Annotated in this window: 17 protein-coding genes; 11 read left to right on the top strand and 6 right to left on the bottom strand. The window is 61.1% G+C overall.

All coding sequences use genetic code 11. The annotated features are described in order from the left end of the window. Positions 1-195: 195 nt before the first annotated feature. A complete protein-coding gene (locus Q1W70_RS04275) occupies positions 196-1,548 on the top strand; it encodes a spinster family MFS transporter (protein WP_166592646.1) in 1,353 nt (450 codons plus the stop codon). A gap of 88 nt (positions 1,549-1,636) precedes the next feature. On the opposite strand, the gene rapA is transcribed toward Q1W70_RS04275, so the two are convergent. Next, entirely contained in the window at positions 1,637-4,483 is a 2,847-nt protein-coding gene (rapA, locus tag Q1W70_RS04270) for an RNA polymerase-associated protein RapA (protein ID WP_166592647.1), read from the bottom strand. 206 nt (positions 4,484-4,689) lie between these two features. Here rapA and Q1W70_RS04265 point away from each other — a divergent pair, with 206 nt between their 5' ends. The 3 genes from Q1W70_RS04265 to ccoM all read left to right on the top strand — a co-directional run bounded on the left by Q1W70_RS04265 (position 4,690) and on the right by ccoM (position 5,593). Then, the gene (locus Q1W70_RS04265) at positions 4,690-5,031 is read left to right on the top strand and encodes an aspartate-semialdehyde dehydrogenase (protein WP_166592648.1); all 342 of its coding nucleotides are present in this window, start codon (positions 4,690-4,692) and stop codon (positions 5,029-5,031) included. Positions 5,032-5,170: 139 nt separating this feature from the next. Further along, positions 5,171-5,332, top strand: a complete 162-nt coding sequence (locus Q1W70_RS04260; RefSeq protein WP_007906621.1) for a hypothetical protein — start codon at positions 5,171-5,173, stop codon at positions 5,330-5,332. Positions 5,333-5,476: 144 nt separating this feature from the next. Next, entirely contained in the window at positions 5,477-5,593 is a 117-nt protein-coding gene (ccoM, locus tag Q1W70_RS04255; protein ID WP_280516537.1) for a cytochrome c oxidase subunit CcoM, read from the top strand. Between the two features lie 206 nt (positions 5,594-5,799). On the opposite strand, the gene Q1W70_RS04250 is transcribed toward ccoM, so the two are convergent. After that, entirely contained in the window at positions 5,800-7,275 is a 1,476-nt protein-coding gene (locus tag Q1W70_RS04250; protein WP_166592725.1) for an inorganic phosphate transporter, read from the bottom strand. 367 nt (positions 7,276-7,642) lie between these two features. Beyond that, positions 7,643-7,843: a hypothetical protein gene (locus Q1W70_RS04245; RefSeq protein ID WP_166592724.1), complete on the bottom strand. Its 201-nt coding sequence runs from the start codon at positions 7,841-7,843 to the stop codon at positions 7,643-7,645. Between the two features lie 703 nt (positions 7,844-8,546). Between Q1W70_RS04245 and pcaR the strand changes: the two genes are divergently transcribed. The 6 genes from pcaR (at position 8,547) to pcaD (ending at position 14,752) form a co-directional block, all read left to right on the top strand. Further along, positions 8,547-9,389, top strand: coding sequence for a pca regulon transcriptional regulator PcaR (gene pcaR, locus Q1W70_RS04240; RefSeq protein WP_166592723.1), 843 nt, complete (start codon positions 8,547-8,549; stop codon positions 9,387-9,389). A gap of 198 nt (positions 9,390-9,587) precedes the next feature. Continuing rightward, positions 9,588-10,445: a CoA transferase subunit A gene (locus Q1W70_RS04235; RefSeq protein ID WP_166592722.1), complete on the top strand. Its 858-nt coding sequence runs from the start codon at positions 9,588-9,590 to the stop codon at positions 10,443-10,445. After that, positions 10,442-11,224, top strand: coding sequence for a CoA-transferase subunit beta (locus tag Q1W70_RS04230; protein ID WP_178117424.1), 783 nt, complete (start codon positions 10,442-10,444; stop codon positions 11,222-11,224). Before Q1W70_RS04235 ends, Q1W70_RS04230 begins: the two co-directional genes overlap by 4 nt. After that, positions 11,221-12,426 (top strand): 3-oxoadipyl-CoA thiolase, encoded by a 1,206-nt coding sequence (gene pcaF / locus Q1W70_RS04225; RefSeq protein ID WP_178117423.1) that lies wholly within the window; start codon positions 11,221-11,223, stop codon positions 12,424-12,426. The genes Q1W70_RS04230 and pcaF overlap by 4 nt, the downstream gene beginning before the upstream one ends. A 166-nt stretch (positions 12,427-12,592) precedes the next feature. Then, positions 12,593-13,888 carry an MFS family transporter gene (locus tag Q1W70_RS04220; RefSeq protein ID WP_182343727.1) on the top strand — a complete coding sequence of 432 codons (1,296 nt, stop codon included), beginning with the start codon at positions 12,593-12,595 and terminating at the stop codon, positions 13,886-13,888. 72 nt (positions 13,889-13,960) lie between these two features. Beyond that, complete coding sequence (pcaD, locus tag Q1W70_RS04215; RefSeq protein WP_302098647.1) at positions 13,961-14,752, top strand: 3-oxoadipate enol-lactonase; 792 nt, start codon at positions 13,961-13,963, stop codon at positions 14,750-14,752. 22 nt (positions 14,753-14,774) lie between these two features. Here the strand turns inward: pcaD and Q1W70_RS04210 are convergent, their stop codons facing one another. Beyond that, a complete protein-coding gene (locus Q1W70_RS04210) occupies positions 14,775-15,674 on the bottom strand; it encodes a polysaccharide deacetylase family protein (RefSeq protein WP_302098646.1) in 900 nt (299 codons plus the stop codon). Between the two features lie 425 nt (positions 15,675-16,099). Between Q1W70_RS04210 and Q1W70_RS04205 the strand changes: the two genes are divergently transcribed. Then, complete coding sequence (locus Q1W70_RS04205; protein ID WP_166592716.1) at positions 16,100-16,573, top strand: hypothetical protein; 474 nt, start codon at positions 16,100-16,102, stop codon at positions 16,571-16,573. Between the two features lie 395 nt (positions 16,574-16,968). Here Q1W70_RS04205 and Q1W70_RS04200 read toward each other — a convergent pair whose 3' ends face one another. After that, positions 16,969-18,429: an AdeC/AdeK/OprM family multidrug efflux complex outer membrane factor gene (locus Q1W70_RS04200; RefSeq protein ID WP_166592715.1), complete on the bottom strand. Its 1,461-nt coding sequence runs from the start codon at positions 18,427-18,429 to the stop codon at positions 16,969-16,971. Continuing rightward, positions 18,426-21,590 carry an efflux RND transporter permease subunit EmhB gene (gene emhB, locus Q1W70_RS04195; RefSeq protein WP_185819031.1) on the bottom strand — a complete coding sequence of 1,055 codons (3,165 nt, stop codon included), beginning with the start codon at positions 21,588-21,590 and terminating at the stop codon, positions 18,426-18,428. Before emhB ends, Q1W70_RS04200 begins: the two co-directional genes overlap by 4 nt. Positions 21,591-21,592: the final 2 nt, after the last annotated feature.

The raw sequence follows: 21,592 nt of genomic DNA, 5'->3' as shown, positions 1-21,592 counted from the left end.
GGCGCATTGCCTCTTATTATTTTGGAATAACCTATATAGCGTTTAGGGATATATCTAAGAGTCGGGGTCCGTGGCGTTCGATAAGCCGACATCAGCCTGACGAATAATGACAGACAGCACACAGGAGCCTGACTAGATTGCAGGTTCCGGGTTGGCAGTACCGCGCCCATAACAATAAGTAAAAGAGACGGACCCATGCAGAACTCGACCCAAGCGGCGAATGCCTGGCGCATTCTGTTCCTGCTGTTCCTGGCCAATTTGTTCAACTTCTTCGACCGCACCATTCCGGCGATCATCATCGAGCCGATCCGCATGGAGTGGCACTTGAGCGACTTTCAGCTGGGGATCATCGGAACGGCGTTCACCATCGTTTATGCGATTGCCGGACTGCCGCTGGGGCGGATGGCTGACACGGGGTCGCGCAGCAAGTTGATGGGCTGGGGGCTGGCAGTGTGGAGCGGGCTGACGGCAGTCAACGGGCTGGTGGGCAGTTTCTGGAGTTTCCTGATCGTGCGCATGGGGGTGGGCATCGGTGAGGCCAGTTATGCCCCGGCCGCCAACTCGTTGATCGGCGATCTGTTTCCTGCCCATCGTCGGGCGCGGGCGATGGGCATCTTCATGCTCGGCCTGCCCCTGGGCCTGTTGCTGGCGTTTTTCACCATCGGCGCCATGGTCAAGGCCTTCGATAGCTGGCGCGCACCCTTTTTCATTGCGGCAGTGCCAGGGTTGATCCTGGCGGTCTTCATGTTCTTCATTAAAGAGCCCAAGCGTGGTGCGGCGGAAGCCGTGCAGATATCCCAGGAGCGGGTCGACCGGCCGATTCGCCGGGTCCTGGCGATTCCGACCTTTCTCTGGTTGGTGATGGCCGGCCTGTGCTTCAACTTCGCCACCTATGCCTGCAACTCGTTCCTGGTGCCCATGCTGCAGCGTTATTTCCTGTTGCCACTGCAGGATGCAGCAGTGGCCACCGGGGTGATCGTCGGGGTGACCGGGTTGTTTGGCTTGACGCTGGGCGGTTGGGTGGCCGACAAGATTCACCAGCGGGTGGCCAATGGTCGGCTGTTGTTCGCGGGCTTCAGCCTGATTATCTCGACCCTGTGCACAGCGTGGGCGTTGCATGCTGGGCGAATTGAAATCGGGGTGTTTGTGGCGGTGTTCAGCCTGGGCTGGCTGTTTGCCTACAACTTCTACACCTGCGTGTACACGGCGATCCAGGACGTGGTGGAACCTCGCCTGCGGGCGACGGCCATGGCGCTGTTCTTCGCCGGGCTGTATCTGTTGGGGGGCGGCCTGGGGCCAGTGGTGGTCGGCGGGCTGTCCGATCACTTCGCACACACGGCGATGCAGGCGGCGGGTGCCGAGCAGATGACCGAGGCGTTCAAGGCCGTCGGCCTGCACGATGCCATGTACCTGATTCCGGTCGCGCTGTTGCTGACCATGGTGTTCCTGTTCCTGGCAGCGCGCTGTTTTGTCCGCGATGCCAAGCGCATGAAGGAGGGAATGGGGACGGTGGTTGAGCCTGGGGTGGGTGTGGTGTCGGCAGGTTAAGAGCAATCATGGGGGGCAGCAGCTCCCGCAGAAAAGTAAAAGGCCCGCATCGCTGCGGGCCTTTTTTATTGCAGTGTCAGGTGGGGGATTAACCCGCCACCAGCACCCGGATCGCTTCCAGGCGCAGCGCGGCTTTGTCGAGCATAGCCAGGCCTTGCTCGCGCTGGTGGCGCAGGGCAACCAGTTCGCTGTCACGTACCGTCGGGTTGACGGCTTGCAGGGCGGTCAGGCGCGCCAGTTCTTCATCGGTGTCGGCTGCCAGGCGGCGTTGAGCTTCGGCTACCCGTTCAGCGTGGCGCGGGGTGATCTTCTCTTCGCCGGCGTTGATGCGCGGTGTCAGTTGATCACGCTGGGCCTGGATGAACTTGTTGGCGCTGGCGCGGGGCACGCTTTCGAGCTGGTCGTTGAGGGTCTCGAACGACACCCGGCTCGACAGGTCGTTGCCGTTGGTGTCCAGCAGGCAGCGCAGGGCTGCCGGCGGCAGGTAGCGGCCCAGTTGCAGCGAGCGTGGGGCGACCACTTCGCTGACGTAGAGCAGTTCCAGCAACACGGTACCGGGCTTGAGCGCCTTGTTCTTGATCAGCGCGACTGCGGTGTTGCCCATCGAGCCGGACAGCACCAGGTCCATGCCACCCTGGACCATCGGGTGCTCCCAGGTGATGAACTGCATGTCCTCGCGGGACAGCGCCTGGTTGCGATCGTAGGTAATGGTCACGCCTTCGTCGTCGCCCAGCGGGAAGCTGGCGTCGAGCATTTTTTCGCTCGGCTTGAGGATCAGGGCGTTTTCCGAATGGTCTTCGCTGTCGATGCCGAAGGCGTCGAACAGGGTTTCCATGTAGATCGGCAGGGCGAACTGATCGTCCTGCTCAAGGATTGCTTCCACCAGGGCATCGCCTTCGCCAGCCCCGCCGGAGTTGAGTTCCAACAAGCGGTCGCGACCGCTGTGCAGCTCGGCTTCCAGGGCTTCGCGGGTGCCGCGGGCTTCGTCGATCAGCGCTTGCCACTCGCCGTCATCGGCTTCTTCCAGCAACGGCAGCAGGCGTGGGCCGAACTGGTGCTGCAGGGCGTTGCCGGTCGGGCATGTGTTGAGGAACGCGTTCAGCGCTTCGTGGTACCACTGGAACAGGCGCTCTTGCGGGCTGGTTTCCAGATACGGCACGTGCAGCTCGATGACATGCTTCTGGCCGATCCGGTCCAGACGGCCGATGCGCTGTTCCAGCAGGTCCGGGTGGGACGGCAGGTCGAACAGCACCAGGTGGTGGGAGAACTGGAAGTTGCGACCTTCACTGCCGATTTCCGAGCAGATCAGTACCTGGGCGCCGAACTCTTCATCGGCAAAGTAGGCCGCTGCGCGGTCACGCTCAAGGATGTTCATGCCTTCATGGAACACCGTGGCCGGGATGCCGGAGCGCACGCGCAGGGCGTCTTCCAGGTCCATCGCGGTTTCGGCGTGGGCACAGATCACCAGGACCTTGGTGCGCTTGAGCATCTTGAGCTGGTCGATCAGCCACTCCACGCGTGGGTCGAACTTCCACCAGCGCTGGTCTTCGTCGGCGTCCGGCTGGGCCTGGAAGCTGACTTCCGGGTACAGCTCGGCGTGATCGCCCAGCGGCAGTTCGAGGTATTCGTCCGGGCACGGCAGCGGGTATGGGTGCAGCTTGCGCTCAGGGAAACCCTGCACGGCGGCGCGGGTGTTGCGGAACAGCACGCGGCCGGTGCCGTGGCGATCCAGCAACTCGCGGACCAGGCGGGCGCTGGCTTCGATGTCGCCATCGTTGACCGCGGTCAGCAGGGCTTCGCCCTCGTCGCCGAGGAAGCCCTGGATGGTCTTGTGGGCGGCTGGGGACAAACGGCCCTGGTCCATCAGTTCCTGAACGGCTTCGGCTACCGGGCGATAGTTCTCGCTCTCGGCGCGGAAGGCCTTGAGGTCATGGAAACGGTTCGGATCAAGCAGGCGCAGACGGGCGAAGTGGCTGTCCTGGCCCAGTTGTTCCGGGGTGGCGGTCAGCAGCAGGACGCCGGGAATGGTCTCGGCGAGTTGCTCGACCAGCGAGTACTCGGGGCTGATCTGGTCTTCGTGCCACACCAGGTGGTGAGCTTCGTCGACCACCAGCAGGTCCCAGCCCGCAGCGAACAGGGCGTCCTGGGCTTTCTCGTCGTCGACCAGCCACTCCAGGGCTACCAGCGCGAGCTGGGTGTCTTCGAACGGGTTACTGGCATCGCTTTCGATAAAGCGCTCTTCGTCGAACAGCGCAACCTGCAGGTTGAAGCGCCGGCGCATTTCCACCAGCCATTGATGCTGGAGGTTTTCCGGCACCAGGATCAGCACGCGGTTGGCACGACCGGAGAGCAGTTGGCGATGGATCACCAGGCCAGCTTCGATGGTTTTACCCAAGCCCACTTCGTCCGCCAGCAGAACCCGCGGCGCGATTCGGTCGGCCACTTCACGGGCAATGTGCAACTGGTGAGCGATCGGTTGTGCGCGCACGCCACCCAGGCCCCAGAGCGAGGACTGCAATTGACGGCTGGTGTGCTCCAGCGTGTGGTAACGCAGCGAGAACCAGGCCAGCGGGTCGATCTGGCCGGCGAACAGACGGTCGCTGGCCAGGCGGAACTGGATGAAGTTCGACAGCTGGGTTTCCGGCAGGGTGACCGACTCGTTCTCTGCGTTGAGCCCGTGGTAGACCAGCAGGCCGTCGACGTCGTCGACTTCGCGCACGGTCATTTTCCAGCCTTCGAAGTGCGTAATGGTGTCGCCCGGCGAAAACCTCACGCGGGTGAGGGGCGCACTCCGTAGCGCATACTGGCGGGTGTCGCCAGTGGCCGGGTAGAGCACGGTCAGCAAGCGACCGTCCTGTGCCAGAACGGTGCCTAAACCTAGCTCTGCTTCGCTGTCACTAATCCAGCGTTGCCCCGGTTGATACTGCTGCGCCATGCTGCCTGACTCCCGCCTTGAAAAAGCCGACTATCTTAACGGATCGCTGCCTTCAGAGCCAAAGGACTCTCATAAAAACTACTAGTCTTACGGTAGCGCATCGAGCCGATTGGCGATTGGGAGTGTCAACTGGCTCACAAGTTTACGACCGATGGCTCAAGTCACTGGTCAAACAGCCGACAGCCTGCCGACAGGAGACCCTTATCATGCTGCCACCCATGCTCCCCTTGAGCGCTGTGCCGATTACCTCCCAGCAGGACCCGGTCCGGCCGCGCCCGGACATTATGCCGGTGGCGCCGGTGCAGCCCAGCTCCAGCGACAGCACGATCGACCTGCAGCAGCGCGATCCCGAGGAAGCGGCGATGGGGCTGCGCGAACAGCAGCGGCGTCAGATGGCCCGCGATAAACGCCGCCGCGAAGCTGACGACGATCCGCAAGCGCCCCTGGCGGTGCCGGGCGACGAGTTGAATGCCGATAACACTGTGCCCGTGGTGGCGGTGATGGACGATCAGCCGCGCCAGGGGTTGTGGGTCGATATCGAGGTTTGAACGGCGAGCCGCCTTTGTGGTGTCGCCGGTGACTGGTCTTCGTTGGCCAGAGGCCGCATTATTGCTCAACCTTGAGCGGGCAGGGTGACGTGGGTCGCTGTGCCGCGCCTGTATTGAACTGGAAGACGTAAGCCACGCCATGAGCCAAGACGACAAGCTGATCGATCTCAACACCGAGCGCGCCAAGCGTGTGCATGACCTCAATGAAAAGCGCCTGAACGAAGTGCGCCAGGCATTCGAGCAGGCCATGCCGCTGGGTAAAGCGAAGAAAAAGCCGAAGAACAAGCCGAAAAAGCGTTGAACCCCCCTGCATCTGTTGATGCAGGTCAGTTATTTCCCCTCCTTTACGCCCTGTCGTGGGCGACATTGATCCCGGTCAATTTTCTCCTGTGCCTGATTGGTTAACTTAGACCCATCGCAACGAAGCAAGCACGGGAGGCTAGTCATGTTTTTCGACAATGTGGTGATCGCCGGAGTGCTGACTGTCAGCCTCATGATTCTGTTTTTCGCTGGGTTTGGATTTTTTATCTGGAAAGACTCGCATAAGCGCAAGAAGCCTTAGGTCTTTCTGGGAGCACGAGCACGCAAGGCATTTTGGGCAACTTCGGTTGCCCTTTTTTTTGGCTTGGATTTTTTGGGGCGGGGGCATATCCGTTGCTGTGGTTGTTGCGGCTAATGGTTCCGCCCCCTACGTAGCTTCGATGGATTTTTCCCAATAAAAAAGGCGCGACCTCCAGGAGGGCGCGCCTTTTTTTGTGCCGCTGTGAATCAGTTACCCAGGGCCTTGGAGGCCAGCCAGAACAGGCCGGCGGAGAGGGCCACTGTGGCTGGCAGGGTCAGGACCCAGGCCAGCAGGATGGTCCTCACGGTTCCGCCTTGCAGGCCGCTTTTATTGGCAACCATGGTACCGGCGACACCCGAGGACAGAACGTGGGTGGTCGATACCGGCAGGCTGAAGATGTTCGCCATGCCGATCATGCACGCAGCGGTGATCTGAGCCGACATGCCCTGTGCGTAGGTCATGCCTTGTTTGCCGATCTTCTCACCGATGGTCAGTACCACACGTTTCCAGCCCACCATGGTGCCCAGGCCGAGCGCCAGGGCAACGGCCAGGATCACCCAGAATGGTGCGTATTCAGTGGTGGCCGTCAGGTCTTTGCGCAGCTTGTCGAGGTCGGCCTTTTCACGGGCGTCCAGGCCAGGCAGCTTGCCGACTTTCTTCGCGGTGTCGTCCAGGCAGAGCAGGTAGCGACGTACTTCGATGCGGCTTTCATGCGGCAGCGAGTGGTAGTCGGCTACCCCCTTGAGGGTGCCCAGCAGCGCGCTGATGGTCGGTTCGGTCTGTTGCGGGTTGCAACGGAATTTCTCCGGCAGGTCTTCCTTCACGCTTTTGCCCAGGGCCAGGAACTCGCCCAGGGTGGCTTCGTTACGCTGATAGAACTGGCTCAGGTGCAAGGTCGCATCGCGAGTCCGCTCGATCTGGTAAGTGGTGCTGTTCAGGTCGAGGACGAACTGTGCCGGGACGATACCGATCAACACCAGCATGATCAGGCCGATGCCTTTCTGGCCATCGTTGGAGCCGTGCACGAAGCTCACCGCCATCGCCGAGATCACCAGGACCAGACGGTTCCAGAACGGCGGGTGCTTCTTGTCATCGATCTTGCGACGCTGGTCCGGGGTCTTGTGCATCTTGGACAGCGGGCGCCACCATTTGAGGCCAAGCAGTACCAGGGCGGCCACCGCGAAGCCGGCCATCGGCGAGAGCACCAGCGAGGCGCCGATGTCGATAGCCTTCTGCCAGTTAACGCCGTCAACCAGTGGAATATCGTTGATCAGGGCGTTCGCCAGGCCGACACCGAGGATCGAACCGATCAGGGTATGGGAGCTGGAGGCTGGGATACCGAAGTACCAGGTGCCCAGGTTCCAGGTGATGGCCGCCGCGAGCAGCGAGAACACCATTGCCAGCCCGTGGCCGGTGTTCACATTAATCAACAGTTCTACTGGCAGCAAATGGACAATGGCATATGCCACACCCACACCGCCCAGCAACACGCCAAGGAAGTTGAATACACCGGAGAAGAACACCGCCAGGTGGGGCGGCATCGCCTTGGTGTAGATAACAGTGGCTACCGCGTTAGCGGTGTCATGAAAGCCGTTGATGAACTCGAAGGCGAGGACAAAGGCCAGGGCGAGCAAGAGGCTCACAAGCACCCAAGCATCTAGTCCGCTGAATAAATCGATCATGAAGGTTTTCTGACCCGGTCATAAGGGGGCGCGATTATGCCAGAAAAGATGGTTAATCGATGCATCAGGTGCCGATCGGCTACATGTTTCATTCATTTAGTTTGTAACAAGACCCTAAGTCGCAGTCTGGGCGTAGGGTTTTTAACCCATTGATTTTATTGGGTGCGGTGCCGGAAACAGGGCTTTTCGTCCCTTCGGCAAAGGAGGGGTAGGGCTGTATGAAATTTCTGAGATAGGGGTCAGATTTACAGCTAATGACCTCGTCCTGGAGGCAACGGTGGCGCGCAGCTGCCGTCAGCAAGCGCTATGACAGCGCAACCTGCCCCTGGGCAAAGGGCAGGTTCTGGGGACCACTCAAGCCTTGGCCCTAGGGCTCTTCGGCCTTAAGGTCTTTTTCCATCTTTTGCAGCTCTTGGCTGAAGGCCTGGTCCTGAACGCTGGCGCGCTTACGCCACGGTTTGCGTTCCGGTTCGGGTTGGGCGGCGTAGGTGGTGACTTCACCACCGTACACTTCCTTGTAACGTTGTTCCTGGCGCTCAAGTTCGGCGCGCAGTTCGTCTTTCGTCACAGTGTTACCTAATTAAGTTGAAATAAACTCTGGTGAAACGCACTACACGGGGTCTGTTGATCGCTGGCGTCATCATGCAAGTAGCCACAGGCTGCTTGAGTCATGAGCGCACTGCGCTGACAGCACCGTTGTTGCAGGCGGCCACAGCACCAGAGAAGAATCACTGATGTAGCATCAGTCTTCTTGTTTCCTGCAAGCGCATGGGCCGGGCATTCGAGATGCGTGTCTAGCGCTTGCCAGCAGGCAGCGGGGCCAAAGCCTTGCGCTGCCTGGGTGATTGGATCCGTTGTCGAGGAGATACGGAGGGCATCACTGTGGCCATTATAGCGTTCAATCGAGCGCTGACTATCGCCAACAAGTTAAATGTTCCTGTCCCCTGTAAAAACGTTTTGTTACCTGGTTGATTTTGACGCCATACAACAGACGCTTGTTTCCTGGCGTCATTAACCCAGCTGAAGTTTGTATCTGGGGGCACTCACTCGCTAATCCAAGGACAAGTACGAAAGTCTGATAAGGACACATGCTCTAAAGTCACCCCCTCTTATTGGGGCAGCCCACAGTCGACAAGGCCTTTGGCGATAGGCGTACGCATTGCGATTATCGGCTGGCGGTTCGATAATCGCCCAAAGTTGACTGCCCACGGCTTGTGCGCACGCTTGGGGGCAGCCTGTAATAGCCGACGAACCCAGGGGAACGACCTGAAATGAACGATCAATTGCGCAACTCCTTCACTTCAGCCGCGCCGCCAATTGTCGCTTCCCCCGCCAAGCGGATCCAGGCACTGACCGGGGACCCGGACTTCATGACGTCCCTGGCCCGAGGCCTGGCCGTGGTGCAAGCCTTCCAGGAGCGCAAGCGCCACCTGACCATTGCCCAGATCAGCCATCGCACCGAAATTCCCCGGGCTGCGGTGCGCCGCTGCCTGCATACCCTGATCAAGCTCGGCTACGCCACCACCGACGGGCGAACCTATTCGCTGTTGCCCAAGGTGCTGACCCTGGGCCATGCCTACCTGTCTTCGACGCCCCTGGCGGTCTCGGCCCAACCTTACCTGGACCGCATGAGCGAGCAATTGCACGAGGCCTGCAATATGGCCACGCTCGAAGGGAATGACATTCTGTATATCGCCCGCTCGGCAACGACCCAGCGCCTGATCTCGGTCGACCTCTCGGTCGGCGGGCGCTTGCCGGCCTACTGCACGTCCATGGGGCGGATCCTGTTGGCGGCGCTGGATGATGCGTCATTGCGTGAGTACCTCGATCACGCCGACCTGCAGGCCAAGACCAGCCGCACCCTGCATACCCCCGAAGCATTGCTCGAGTGCCTGCAGGAAGTCCGCCAGCAGGGTTGGTGCATTGTCGACCAGGAACTGGAGCAGGGCCTGCGCTCGATCGCCGTGCCGGTGTACGACGCCTCGGGCCAGGTGTTGGCGGCACTGAACGTCAGCACCCATGCCGGGCGCGTCGGGCGCAACGAGCTGGAGCAGCGGTTTCTCCCGGGCCTGCTGAGTGCCAGTCGTGAACTGAGTGCCCAGTTGTTCGCCTGAGCTGCTCGATAAACCCATCCCGACGCCAGGTGTCCCGAATGGATCGATAGGCTGACAACAATCTGTTCGATAAACGAACACTTAGTCGATTATCGGATTGTTTGGGGTTTTTTAGCGGCTTACTCTTCAGTCAATCCGGCGCCGCACATCGCGCCCCGTCCTCCATGTCGGTTTACTGAAACTCGGGAGTCCACCCCCATGGCAGAAATCCTTTCGCTGCACGATGCCGTGAAGCAATTCGTGAATGACGGCGACACCGTCGCCCTCGAAGGCTTCACTCACCTGATTCCAACCGCAGCAGGTCATGAAATCATTCGTCAGGGGAAGAAAGATCTGACCCTGGTACGCATGACCCCCGACCTGGTGTACGACCAGTTGATCGGTGCCGGTTGCGCACGCAAGCTGATTTTCTCCTGGGGCGGTAACCCGGGCGTGGGTTCGCTGCACCGTCTGCGCGATGCCGTTGAGAAGCAATGGCCCCACGCGCTGGAAATCGAAGAACACAGCCACGCTGACCTGGCCAATGCCTACGTCGCGGGCGCCTCTGGCCTGCCGTTCGCGGTATTGCGCGCCTACGCCGGTTCCGACCTGCCCAAGGTCAACCCACTGATCAAGACCGTGACCTGCCCCTTCACCGGTGAAGTGCTGGCGGCGGTGCCGTCGGTGCGCCCGGATGTGACGGTGATCCATGCGCAAAAGGCCGACCGCAAGGGCAACGTGCTGCTCTGGGGCATTCTTGGCGTGCAAAAAGAAGCGGCATTGGCCGCCAAGCGTTGCATCGTCACCGTCGAAGAAATCGTCGATGACCTCAAGGCCCCGATGAATGCCTGCGTGCTGCCGACCTGGGCCCTGAGCGCGGTCTGTCATGTGCCAGGCGGTGCGCATCCGTCCTACGCCCACGGTTACACCGAGCGTGACAACCGCTTCTACCAAGCCTGGGACCCGATTGCCCGCGACCGTGAAACCTTCACCGCGTGGATCAACGAGTACATCCACGGCAGCGCTGACTTCAGTGAATTCCAGGCCAAGTTGGCTCGTGCTTCGGAGGCCAAATAATGACTTACTCCACCAATGAAATGATGACCGTGGCGGCCGCCCGCCGTCTGAAAAACGGTTCGGTGTGCTTCGTCGGCATCGGTTTGCCCTCCAAAGCCGCCAACCTCGCGCGCCTGACATCCTCGCCGGACGTGGTGCTGATCTACGAGTCGGGTCCGATTGGCGCCAAGCCCAGCGTGCTGCCGCTGTCCATCGGTGATGGCGAACTGGCGGAAACCGCTGACACGGTGGTGCCTACCGGTGAAATTTTCCGCTATTGGCTGCAAGGCGGGCGGATTGACGTCGGCTTCCTTGGCGCGGCGCAGGTCGACCGGTTCGGCAACATCAACACCACGGTGGTTGGTGACTACCATCAGCCCAAGGTTCGCTTGCCAGGTGCCGGCGGCGCACCGGAGATCGCCGGTTCGGCGAAAAGTGTGCTGATCATTCTCAAGCAGTCGGCGCGTTCGTTCGTCGACAAGCTGGACTTCATTACCTCGGTCGGTCATGGCGAAGGCGGCGACTCGCGCCAGCGTCTCGGCCTGCCAGGTGCAGGGCCGGTGGGCATCATCACCGACCTGTGCATCATGGAGCCGGAAGCCGGCACCCATGAGTTCGTGGTCACGGCGCTGCACCCGGGGGTAACCCGCGAGCAAGTGGTGGCGGCCACCGGTTGGGCCGTCCGTTTCGCCGAGCAGGTGCAGCAGACCGCCGAGCCGACAGCCGTCGAGCTGGCGGCCCTGCGCGATCTGGAAGCGCGGACCGCAGCCGCCCACGGCCAGGCACCAGGAGAAGCATGATGCGCGAGGTGTATATCTGCGATGCGATTCGCACCCCCATCGGCCGCTTTGGTGGCGGCTTGTCCAGCGTGCGCGCTGATGATCTGGCCGCGGTGCCGATCAAGGCCTTGATCGAACGTAACCCGGGCGTTGACTGGAATGCGGTGGACGAGGTGTTCCTCGGTTGCGCCAACCAGGCCGGTGAAGACAACCGGAACGTCGCGCGCATGGCTTTGCTGCTGGCCGGGTTGCCGCAGAGCATTCCCGGGGTGACCCTCAACCGCCTCTGTGCCTCGGGCATGGATGCCATTGGCACCGCCTTCCGGGCGATTGCCAGCGGCGAAATGGAGCTGGCGATTGCCGGTGGCGTCGAATCGATGTCCCGCGCACCCTTTGTCATGGGCAAGGCCGACGCGGCGTTCTCGCGGGGCATGAAACTGGAAGACACCACCATTGGCTGGCGCTTCATCAACCCCTTGATGAAAGCCCAGTACGGCGTGGATGCGATGCCACAGACCGCCGACAACGTGGCGGACGACTATGGGGTGTCACGCGCGGATCAGGATGCCTTTGCCCTGCGCAGTCAACAGCGCACTGCGGCGGCGCAGGCAGCAGGTTTCTTCGCCGAAGAAATCGTCCCGGTGCGTGTTGCCCACAAGAAAGGCGAAAGCCTGGTCGAGCAGGACGAGCATCCCCGGGCCGACACCACCCTGGAAACCCTCAGCAAGCTCAAACCGGTCAATGGCCCGGATAAAACCGTGACGGCCGGCAACGCGTCGGGCGTCAACGATGGCGCGGCGGCGCTGATCCTGGCATCTGCCGAGGCGGTGAAGAAACACGGCCTGACGGCGCGCGCCAAAGTGCTCGGCATGGCCAGTGCCGGCGTGGCCCCTCGGGTTATGGGCATCGGCCCGGTGCCGGCAGTGCGCAAGCTGATCGAGCGTCTCGGCGTGGCGATCAGTGATTTCGACGTGATCGAGCTCAATGAAGCCTTCGCCAGCCAGGGCTTGGCGGTGCTGCGTGAGCTGGGCCTGGCCGATGACGCGGCGCAGGTCAATCCCAACGGCGGCGCCATTGCCCTGGGGCACCCGTTGGGCATGAGTGGGGCGCGATTGGTGTTGACGGCCCTGCATCAACTGGAAAAAACCGGCGGCAAAAAAGCCTTGGCGACCATGTGCGTGGGCGTTGGCCAAGGCCTGGCGCTGGCGATCGAGCGGGTCTGACCGCAGCGCTTCGTTGTACCGCGGGTAAGCCCTGCTCCCCTGGGAGCCAGGCTTGCCCGCGAAGGCGTCATGACTGACGTGCAAATGCCTGTATGAGTCATTCCAGGGAACGGGATTGTTGCAAAGTATGTCTAGACGTTTACTGTCCCCACCGAGTGTAAAAACCATGACATCCATGACAAGCCACTACACCGCTGAAGAGCGGGGTAAGAGAATTTTTGCGATTGTCGGGGCTTCCTCCGGCAACCTGGTCGAATGGTTCGACTTCTACGTCTATGCATTCTGCGCGATCTACTTCGCGCCCGCTTTCTTCCCCTCCGACAACCCCACGGTGCAGTTGGTCAACACCGCCGGTGTATTCGCGGCCGGGTTCCTGATGCGCCCCATCGGTGGCTGGCTGTTCGGTCGGGTGGCCGACAAGCACGGGCGCAAGAATTCCATGATGATCTCGGTGCTGATGATGTGCGCCGGCTCCTTGCTCATCGCCTGCCTGCCCACCTACAAGGACATTGGCGTCTGGGCGCCGATCCTGTTGTTGGTCGCCCGGTTGTTCCAGGGCCTGTCGGTGGGTGGCGAGTACGGCACCACCGCGACCTACATGAGTGAAGTGGCGCTCAAGGGCCAGCGCGGGTTTTTCGCCTCGTTCCAGTACGTGACCCTGATTGGCGGGCAACTGCTGGCGGTATTGCTGGTGGTGATCCTGCAGCAGTTCCTGTCTGAGGATGAATTGCGCGCCTGGGGCTGGCGGATTCCGTTTGTCGTGGGGGCGGTTGCCGCGGTGATTTCGTTGCTGCTGCGTCGCTCGCTCAAGGAAACCACCAGCAAGGAAATGCGCGAAGACAAGGACGCCGGCAGCATCCGCGCGTTGTTCCGCGATCACAAGACGGCGTTCATCACCGTGCTGGGCTACACCGCCGGTGGCTCGCTGATTTTCTACACCTTCACCACCTATATGCAGAAGTACCTGGTGAACACCGCCGGGATGCACGCCAAGACCGCCAGCTACATCATGACCGGCGCGCTGTTCCTTTATATGTGCATGCAGCCGTTTTTCGGCATGCTGGCCGACAAGATCGGTCGGCGTAATTCGATGCTCTGGTTCGGTGCCCTGGGCACGCTGTGCACGGTGCCGATCCTGCTGAGCCTGAAGTCAGTCACCAGCCCGTTCCTGGCCTTCGTGCTGATTACCCTGGCGCTGGCAATCGTGAGTTTCTACACCTCCATCAGCGGTCTGGTGAAAGCCGAAATGTTCCCGCCGCAAGTGCGCGCCCTGGGCGTGGGCCTGGCCTACGCGGTGGCCAACGCCATCTTCGGCGGTTCGGCGGAGTTCGTGGCCCTGAGCTTGAAGTCGGTGGGCATGGAAAACTCGTTCTACTGGTACGTGACGGTGATGATGGCCGTCGCGTTCCTGTTCAGTCTGCGCTTGCCCAAGCAGGCGGCGTATCTGCATCACGACCTTTGACCGGCTGGCGCGCGCCTGAATCGGGCGCGCGCTGTCCGCACACCTGGCCCTGGCGGTCTCAAGGAGAAATCTGTGGCATTTGTACAATTGGCCGACGGCGAACTGCACTACCAACTCGACGGTCCCGAACACGCCCCGGTGCTGGTACTGTCCAACTCACTGGGCACTGACCTGCACATGTGGGATGGGCAGATCCCGCTGTTTGCCGAGCATTTTCGGGTATTGCGTTTCGACACCCGTGGTCATGGTCGTTCGCTGGTGACGCCCGGGCCGTACAACATCGAGCAACTGGGCCGTGACGTGTTGGCCCTGCTGGACGCCTTGCACATCGAGCGCGCGCATTTCTGCGGCCTGTCCATGGGCGGGTTGATCGGCCAGTGGCTGGCGATCAATGCCGGCAAGCGTCTGTTGTCACTGGTGGTGTGCAACACCGCGGCGAAGATTGGCGAGCCGGCGATCTGGGACCCACGTATTGAAATGGTCCTGCGCGAGGGGGCCGCTGCAATGGTGGCCCTGGGCGATGCCTCCATTGCCCGCTGGTTCACCGCGGATTTCGCTGCGGCCAACCCGGCGGCGACCAAGCGAATCACCGATATGCTGGCCGCAACGTCGCCACAAGGTTACGCGGCCAATTGCGCGGCGGTTCGGGATGCCGATTTTCGCGAGCAACTGGCGGCGATCCAGGTGCCGACGCTGGTGATTGCCGGCACTGAAGATGCGGTTACGCCGCCGGCCGGTGGACACTTCATCGAGCAGCGGGTGGCAGGTGCGCACTATGCCGAGTTCTACGGCGCGCACCTGTCCAACGTGCAGGCTGGCGACGCGTTCAGCCACTGTGTGCTGAACTTCCTGCGGGCCCACTGAGGCGCTGGAACCTGCGGCGGGTTCAGGGTTTGTCGTGACCCCAGATCCAGTTCCACGCCCCGGGCAAGCGTGCAGGCTCATCGGCATCGTGCAGGGTACGAGCCATGGCTGCACGCTGCAAGGCGGCCGAATCGTCGTAGAACGGCTTGGCTGCCAGGGGCACGTGGGTCTCTCGGGCGCTGTCGAGCAGGATCTGCAGGTATTCGGCCATGTGCCGGGCGGTGTAGCGATTGAGGTCGTGAAAGGTCACCACCACCGGAATCACGCCATCCACTGTCGGCAACTCACCCTTGGCAATTCGCTCGCGGGTCTCTGACAACTGCCTGAGCAGGTTGGCCCGCCGGCGTGGGCTGGCGGTGATGCCCCAGACTTTGCCGTCATTGGCGCTCAAGTCCGTCAGCAAAACATGCAGGCCATGCCGTTGATAGGCGGCGAAGGTGCGCGCGTCGTAACTCCAGAACGGCGGACGCACCAGGGTCGGTGCTGCGCCGGTGATCGCGGTGATGTCGTCGGTGCCCCAGGTGAGCGCCTGTTCGAGTGCTTGCGGATCAAGGGCGCGATGATTGCTGTGCCACGGCGTGGCGGTGTGGAAGCCCAGGATATGGCCGGCCGCGTGTTCACGCAGCATGGTTTTGCGGCCCCGTTCACTGCCACCGGCCCGTGGCGCGCGGGTCTGGACAAAGAACACCGCCTTGATGCCCGGCTGAATCGGGTTGTTGGCCAACACTTCCATGACCGCCCGGCTCGGATTGGCCCAGCCGGAGGCGCTGGGACCATCGTCGAAGGTCAGCAGAAAGCGAATGGGCGCGGAGGCCTGCAAGCGTTGCTCGGTCTGCGGCGTCAGTGCAATCGGCGGGCCGATGCAACCGCTGAGGCCAAGCGTAATTGCGAGCACAGAGGCTAAGGTGAGGATCAATTTCATGGCGTTGAGGTGACCGGCGACAAATCAGCAGAGGGGCAACCTGTTGGCGTGTTGTCATTCAACACACGCCAAGGCGATCGCTCCCGGGGAAGTCCCCATAGGAGCGTCACGACACTGAAGGGTTCAGCAGGCCGGGACAAGTGTATCGAATTAGAGCAGGTTGACCGGATAGCAGGCGATCAACCGATTTTTGTCGAACTCGTTGTCGTCGCTAATGGAGCGGTTCATCAGGATCAGACTGTCATGCTTCACCGGGCGGTGAAAGCGTGTGAGTGCGGATTAGTATTTGTTTCGACGTTTCCAGCGTTGTGCGTGGGCAGTTGTCAACTATCAGACCTGCTAGTGGTTGTGATGAGCTTTATGCATTAGATTTTTATCGTGTTGTCTAGGGGGTTAACTAACGCTTTAAGTAGCAGGAGGTTGTCATGAAGTTTTCAAGGGCGGAGAACGGAGTGCCAGTTGTTGATGGGAAAGAAGTACCGGAGGTGCCGGGGAGGTTACTTGGAACTCTTAACGTGCAAGATGAAGACACCATTGCTGTTACAGCGACGAGTTTGCAGTTTTACTGGGTGAAGGAACACCCCTATTTTTTTCTGCTCGCAAAGGACGAAAAAATCGGGATGGAGTTGATTCTCATCGGTGACAAGCTTGAGGCTGGCAAAAGGTACGAAATTGGTATGGAGGCTGATCAGGTCGAGGCACAGTTCTCATGGGCTGGCTCTACGGGACATTCTCAGTCGGACAAGATCGGGGGGCTCAATGTCCTCTTCATTACTCCGGAAGGTGATTTTGAGAGAATCGACGGGTATTTCAGTTTTGGCTATAAAGAAATCGGTGTGGGGTTTGAGCGGCAGGTAGAATTTTCGTGTCAGTCTTTCTCGTTTAAAGTTCCGGTATAAATAATCGTGTGGAAGTGTGGGTTGTGATTTGTTCGGCATGTTGAATTTGCGAGGTTGATATAAGTCAGTGTATGGGTTGGTCAAGCCTGGTGGTAATAAAGGCCCGCGTCATGGAGCACATATAGCTCAATGGCGTGGGTTTTTTCGTATTGCCAGATCAGAATGTTTTAGTCGTCAATGTTTGTTCTTCCATCAGCTCATGTTTTTCCGGTTGGGTACTTGTTGTACGGATCGCAATGTTATCGACCGACCGGCTGTGGAGGGGGCGGGGTGGAAAGCCTGATCCCGCCCGCCACGCGGGCAGCAGGCATAAAAAAATCCGCAACCCTTGAGGGGATTGCGGATTGTCGTGAGGCCCGGGGATCAGTCGATCAGCCGGGTGCGCATCGGGCTGATCAGAACATCTTCAGCTTCGGTGCGACTTCTGGCACGGGCTCATTCTTCGCGGTCTGGGCGTTCCAGCCGCCACCCAGGGCTTTGTACAGGTTCACTTCGCTGACCAGTTGCGACAGGCGATCGGTTATCAGCGATTGTTGCGCGCTGAACAACTGACGCTGGGCGTCGAGGAAGGTCAGGTTGCTGTCGACACCAATGCGGTAGCGACGCTCGGCCAGGCGGTAGTAATCCTGGTTGGCCTGGACGAAGTCACGCTGGGCCTGCAACTGCTGGTTGAAGGTCTGGCGTGCGGCGAGGCCGTCGGAGACTTCCTGGAAGGCGGTCTGGATCGATTTCTCGTACTGCGCAACCGTGATGTCTTTCTGGATTTTCGAGTAATCCAGGCTGGCACTCAGGGCGCCGGCGTTGAAGATCGGCAGGTTGATCTGGGGCTGGAACAACCAGGTCCCCGAACCGCCCTTGAACAGGCCGGACAGGTCCGGGCTGAGCGTGCCGGCGTTGGCCGTCAGGCTGATGCTCGGGAAGAACGCTGCCCGTGCCGCGCCGATGTTGGCGTTGGCAGCCTTGAGGTTGTGCTCGGCGGCCAGGATGTCCGGGCGTCGTTGCAGCAGGTCCGAAGGCAGGCCGGCCGGCACTTCGCTGAGCAGATCGTCAGCCAATGGCTTGGCAGTGGTCAGGTTGGCGGGCACACCGGTACCCAGCAGCAGGGTCAGGCTGTTTTCGTCCTGGGCGACCAGGCGGGTGTACTTGGCCAGTTGCACCTTGGCGTTTTCCACCGAGGTCCGCGACTGGCTCAGGTCCAGTGCCGAGGCCACGCCGACTTCGTTGCTGCGCGCGGTGAGGCGGTAGCTTTCTTCGAAGGTGGCGAGGGTGTCCTGCGTCAGCTTCAGCAGTTCCTTGTCGGCCTGCCAGGTCAGGTAGGCGTTGGCCACGTTGGCCACCAGGCTGAGCTGGGTGCTGCGCCGCGCTTCTTCAGTGGCGAAGTAGGTCTGCAGCGCTTGCTCGTTGAGGCTGCGAATACGCCCGAACAGGTCCAGCTCATAGGCGCTGACACCCAGGGTCGCCGAGTAGGAGCTGCTGATCCCGGCTTCGCCGGTTTGCGAGGCGTCCGCCGGGAGGCGTTGGCGGCTGCCGCTGCCATTGGCCGAAACGGCGGGGAACAGGTCGGCGCGGGAAATGCGGTACTGGGCCGCATAAGCGTCGATGTTCAGCGCCGCGACGCGCAGGTCACGGTTGTTTTCCAGCGCGGTCTGGATCAGTTGCTGCAGGGCCGGGTCATGGAAAAACTGCTTCCAGCCTTGCTCGGCGGCGGCCTGGTTCGGCGCCTGGGCCGGCGAGTAAGCCGGCCCTTGCGGGTACTGCCCGGCCACAGGGGCCTCGGGCTGCTGATAATCGGGTATCAGCGAGCAGCCACCGAGCACGAACGCGGCGACGGCTAGGGAGAGTAGCGACTTGCTCATTGGCCAGCCTCTTTAGGAGTTTCTATGGCGTCATCCTGCTTGGCAGTCTTGCGCTGCCCCATGGATGACACGGTGACAAAGAACAGGGGTACCCAGAACACGGCCAGTACGGTAGCGGTGATCATACCGCCGATCACCCCGGTACCGATGGCGTGCTGGCTGCCCGACCCGGCGCCAGTGGAAATGGCCAGTGGCACCACACCCAGGACGAACGCGAGCGAGGTCATGATGATCGGTCGCAGACGCATCCGGCAGGCTTCGATGGCTGCATCGCGCAGGGTGCGTCCCTGTTCATGCAGTTCCTTGGCGAATTCGACAATCAGAATGGCGTTTTTCGCCGCCAGACCGATGGTTGTCAACAGGCCTACCTGGAAGTACACGTCGTTGGACAGGCCGCGCAGGCTGGTGGCGAGCAGGGCACCGATGATCCCCAGCGGCACCACCAACATCACCGCGATCGGAATCGACCAGCTTTCGTACAACGCCGCCAGACACAGGAACACCATCAGCAGCGAGAGGGCGTACAGGGCCGGTGCCTGGGAACCCGACAGGCGTTCCTCATAGGACAGGCCCGTCCAGGAAATACCTACCCCGGCCGGCAACTTCTTGGCCAGGGCTTCGACTTCAGCCATGGCTTCACCGGTGGAGTAGCCCGGGGCCGGAGCACCGAGGATTTCCATGGCTTCCACGCCGTTGTAACGCGCCAGCTTCGGCGAGCCGTAGATCCAGGTGCCCTTGGCGAAGGCCGAGAACGGCACCATGGTCCCCTGGCTGTTGCGTACGTACCACTTCTTCAGGTCTTCAGGGGTCATCCGCGAACCCGGCACGCCCTGAATGTAGACCTTCTTCACCCGACCACGGTCGATGAAGTCGTTGACGTAGCTACTGCCCAGGGCAATCGACAGGGTGCTGTTGATGTCGGTCAGCGTTACGCCCAGGGCGCTGGCTTTCTCGTCATCGATTTCCAGCTGGAACTGCGGTTCGTCGTTCAGGCCGTTAGGACGTACCTGGGACAGCACCTTGCTCTGTGCCGCCATGCCGAGGAACTGGTTGCGTGCTTGCATCAGCTTCTCGTGCCCGATACCGGCGCGGTCCTGCAGGAACACGTCGAAACCGGTGGCGTTACCCAACTCCAGTACCGCTGGCGGGGCGAAGGCGAACACCATGGCATCACGGAAGGTGAAGAAGTGCTGCTGGGCCCGTGCCGCGACCTTGAACACGCTGTTGTCGGCGTTACGCTCGTCCCACGGCTTGAGCATGATGAACGCCATGCCCGAGCTTTGGCCACGGCCGGCAAAGTTGAAGCCGTTGACCGTGAACACGGAGGCAACCGCATCACCTTCACCGCCGTCCTTGCCGGAACGCAGGAGGTACTCGCGCATTTCATCGACCACCACCTGGGTGCGCTGGGCACTGGAGCCGGCCGGGGTCTGGACCTGGGCGAACAGAACGCCCTGGTCTTCTTCCGGCAGGAACGCGGTCGGGATGCGGGTGAACAGCCAGATCATGCCGACGATGATGATCAGGTAGGCCAGCAGGTACGGCGCCTTGTGCGTGAGGATGTTGCCCACGCCACGCTCGTAGCTGCGTACGCCGCGATCGAAGTTGCGGTTGAACCAGCCAAAGAAACCACGCTTGGGTGTGCCGTGCTCGCCCTTGGGAATGGCCTTGAGCATGGTGGCGCAGAGGGCTGGGGTGAAGATCAGGGCGACCAGCACCGAGAGGGCCATGGCCGACACGATGGTGATCGAGAACTGCTTGTAGATCACCCCGGTGGAGCCGCTGAAGAACGCCATCGGCAGCAGTACCGCCGACAGTACCAGGGCAATGCCCACCAGTGCGCCCTGGATCTGGCCCATGGATTTCTTGGTGGCTTCCTTGGGCGACAGGCCTTCTTCGCTCATCACCCGTTCGACGTTTTCCACCACGACGATGGCGTCGTCCACCAGCAAGCCGATGGCCAGGACCATGCCGAACATGGTCAGGGTGTTGATGCTGAACCCGAACGCCGCGAGGATGCCGAAGGTACCCAGCAATACCACGGGCACGGTCATGGTGGTGATGACGGTGGCGCGGAAGTTTTGCAGGAACAGGAACATCACCAGGAACACCAGCACGATCGCTTCGACCAGGGTGTGTACTACGCCCTTGATCGATTCGGTCACCACCGGGGTGGTGTCGTACGGGAAGACCACTTCCATGCCTTCAGGGAAGAACGGCTTGAGGCTTTCGATGGTGGTGCGCAGGGCTTTGGCAGTATCCAGCGCGTTGGCGCCGGTGGCCAGTTTCACCGCAAGGCCGGAGGCCGGTGCGCCGTTGAACTGGGCGTTGATACTGTAGTTCTCGCCGCCCAGGGCGACATCGGCGACATCCTTGAGGCGAACCTGGGAGCCGTCCTTGTTGACCTTGAGCAGGATTTCCTTGAACTGCTCGGCAGTCTGCAGGCGGGTCTTGCCGATGATCGTGGCGTTCAGCTGGGTGCCGGGCAGGGCAGGCAAGCCGCCGAGCTGACCGGACGAGACCTGGACGTTTTGTGCCGCAACGGCGGCCTTGACGTCCACCGGTGTCAGGTTGAAGTTGTTCAACTTGGCCGGGTCCAGCCAGATACGCATGGCGTACTGGGCACCGAACACCTGGAAGTCGCCGACGCCGGCGGTCCGGGAAATCGGGTCCTGCATGTTGGACACGATGTAGTTGGACAGGTCGTCCTTGGTCATGCTGCCGTCACGCGACACCACACCGATCACCAGCAGGAAGTTCTTCACTGCCTTGGTAACGCGGATCCCCTGTTGCTGCACTTCTTGCGGCAGCAGCGGGGTGGCCAGGTTCAGTTTGTTCTGGACCTGGACCTGCGCGGTGTCGGAGTTGGTGCCTTGCTCGAAGGTCGCGGTGATGGTCATGGTGCCGTCGGAGTTACTTTCCGAGGACACATAACGCAGGTTGTCGATACCGTTGAGCTGCTGCTCGATCACCTGGACCACGGTGTCCTGCACAGTCTGTGCAGATGCACCTGGGTAGGTCACGGAGATGGCGATCGCTGGTGGTGCGATGCTCGGGTATTGGTTGATTGGCAGCTTGAGGATCGATAGAGCCCCGACCAACATGATCACCAGGGCAATTACCCAGGCGAAAATCGGACGGTCGATAAAAAATTTCGACATGG

Origin of the sequence: Pseudomonas kielensis (assembly GCF_030505375.1) — a bacterium.
In the GTDB taxonomy this organism is placed as follows: Bacteria; Pseudomonadota; Gammaproteobacteria; order Pseudomonadales; family Pseudomonadaceae; genus Aquipseudomonas; species Aquipseudomonas kielensis.
This window is presented reverse-complemented; position numbering and strand designations above follow the sequence as displayed.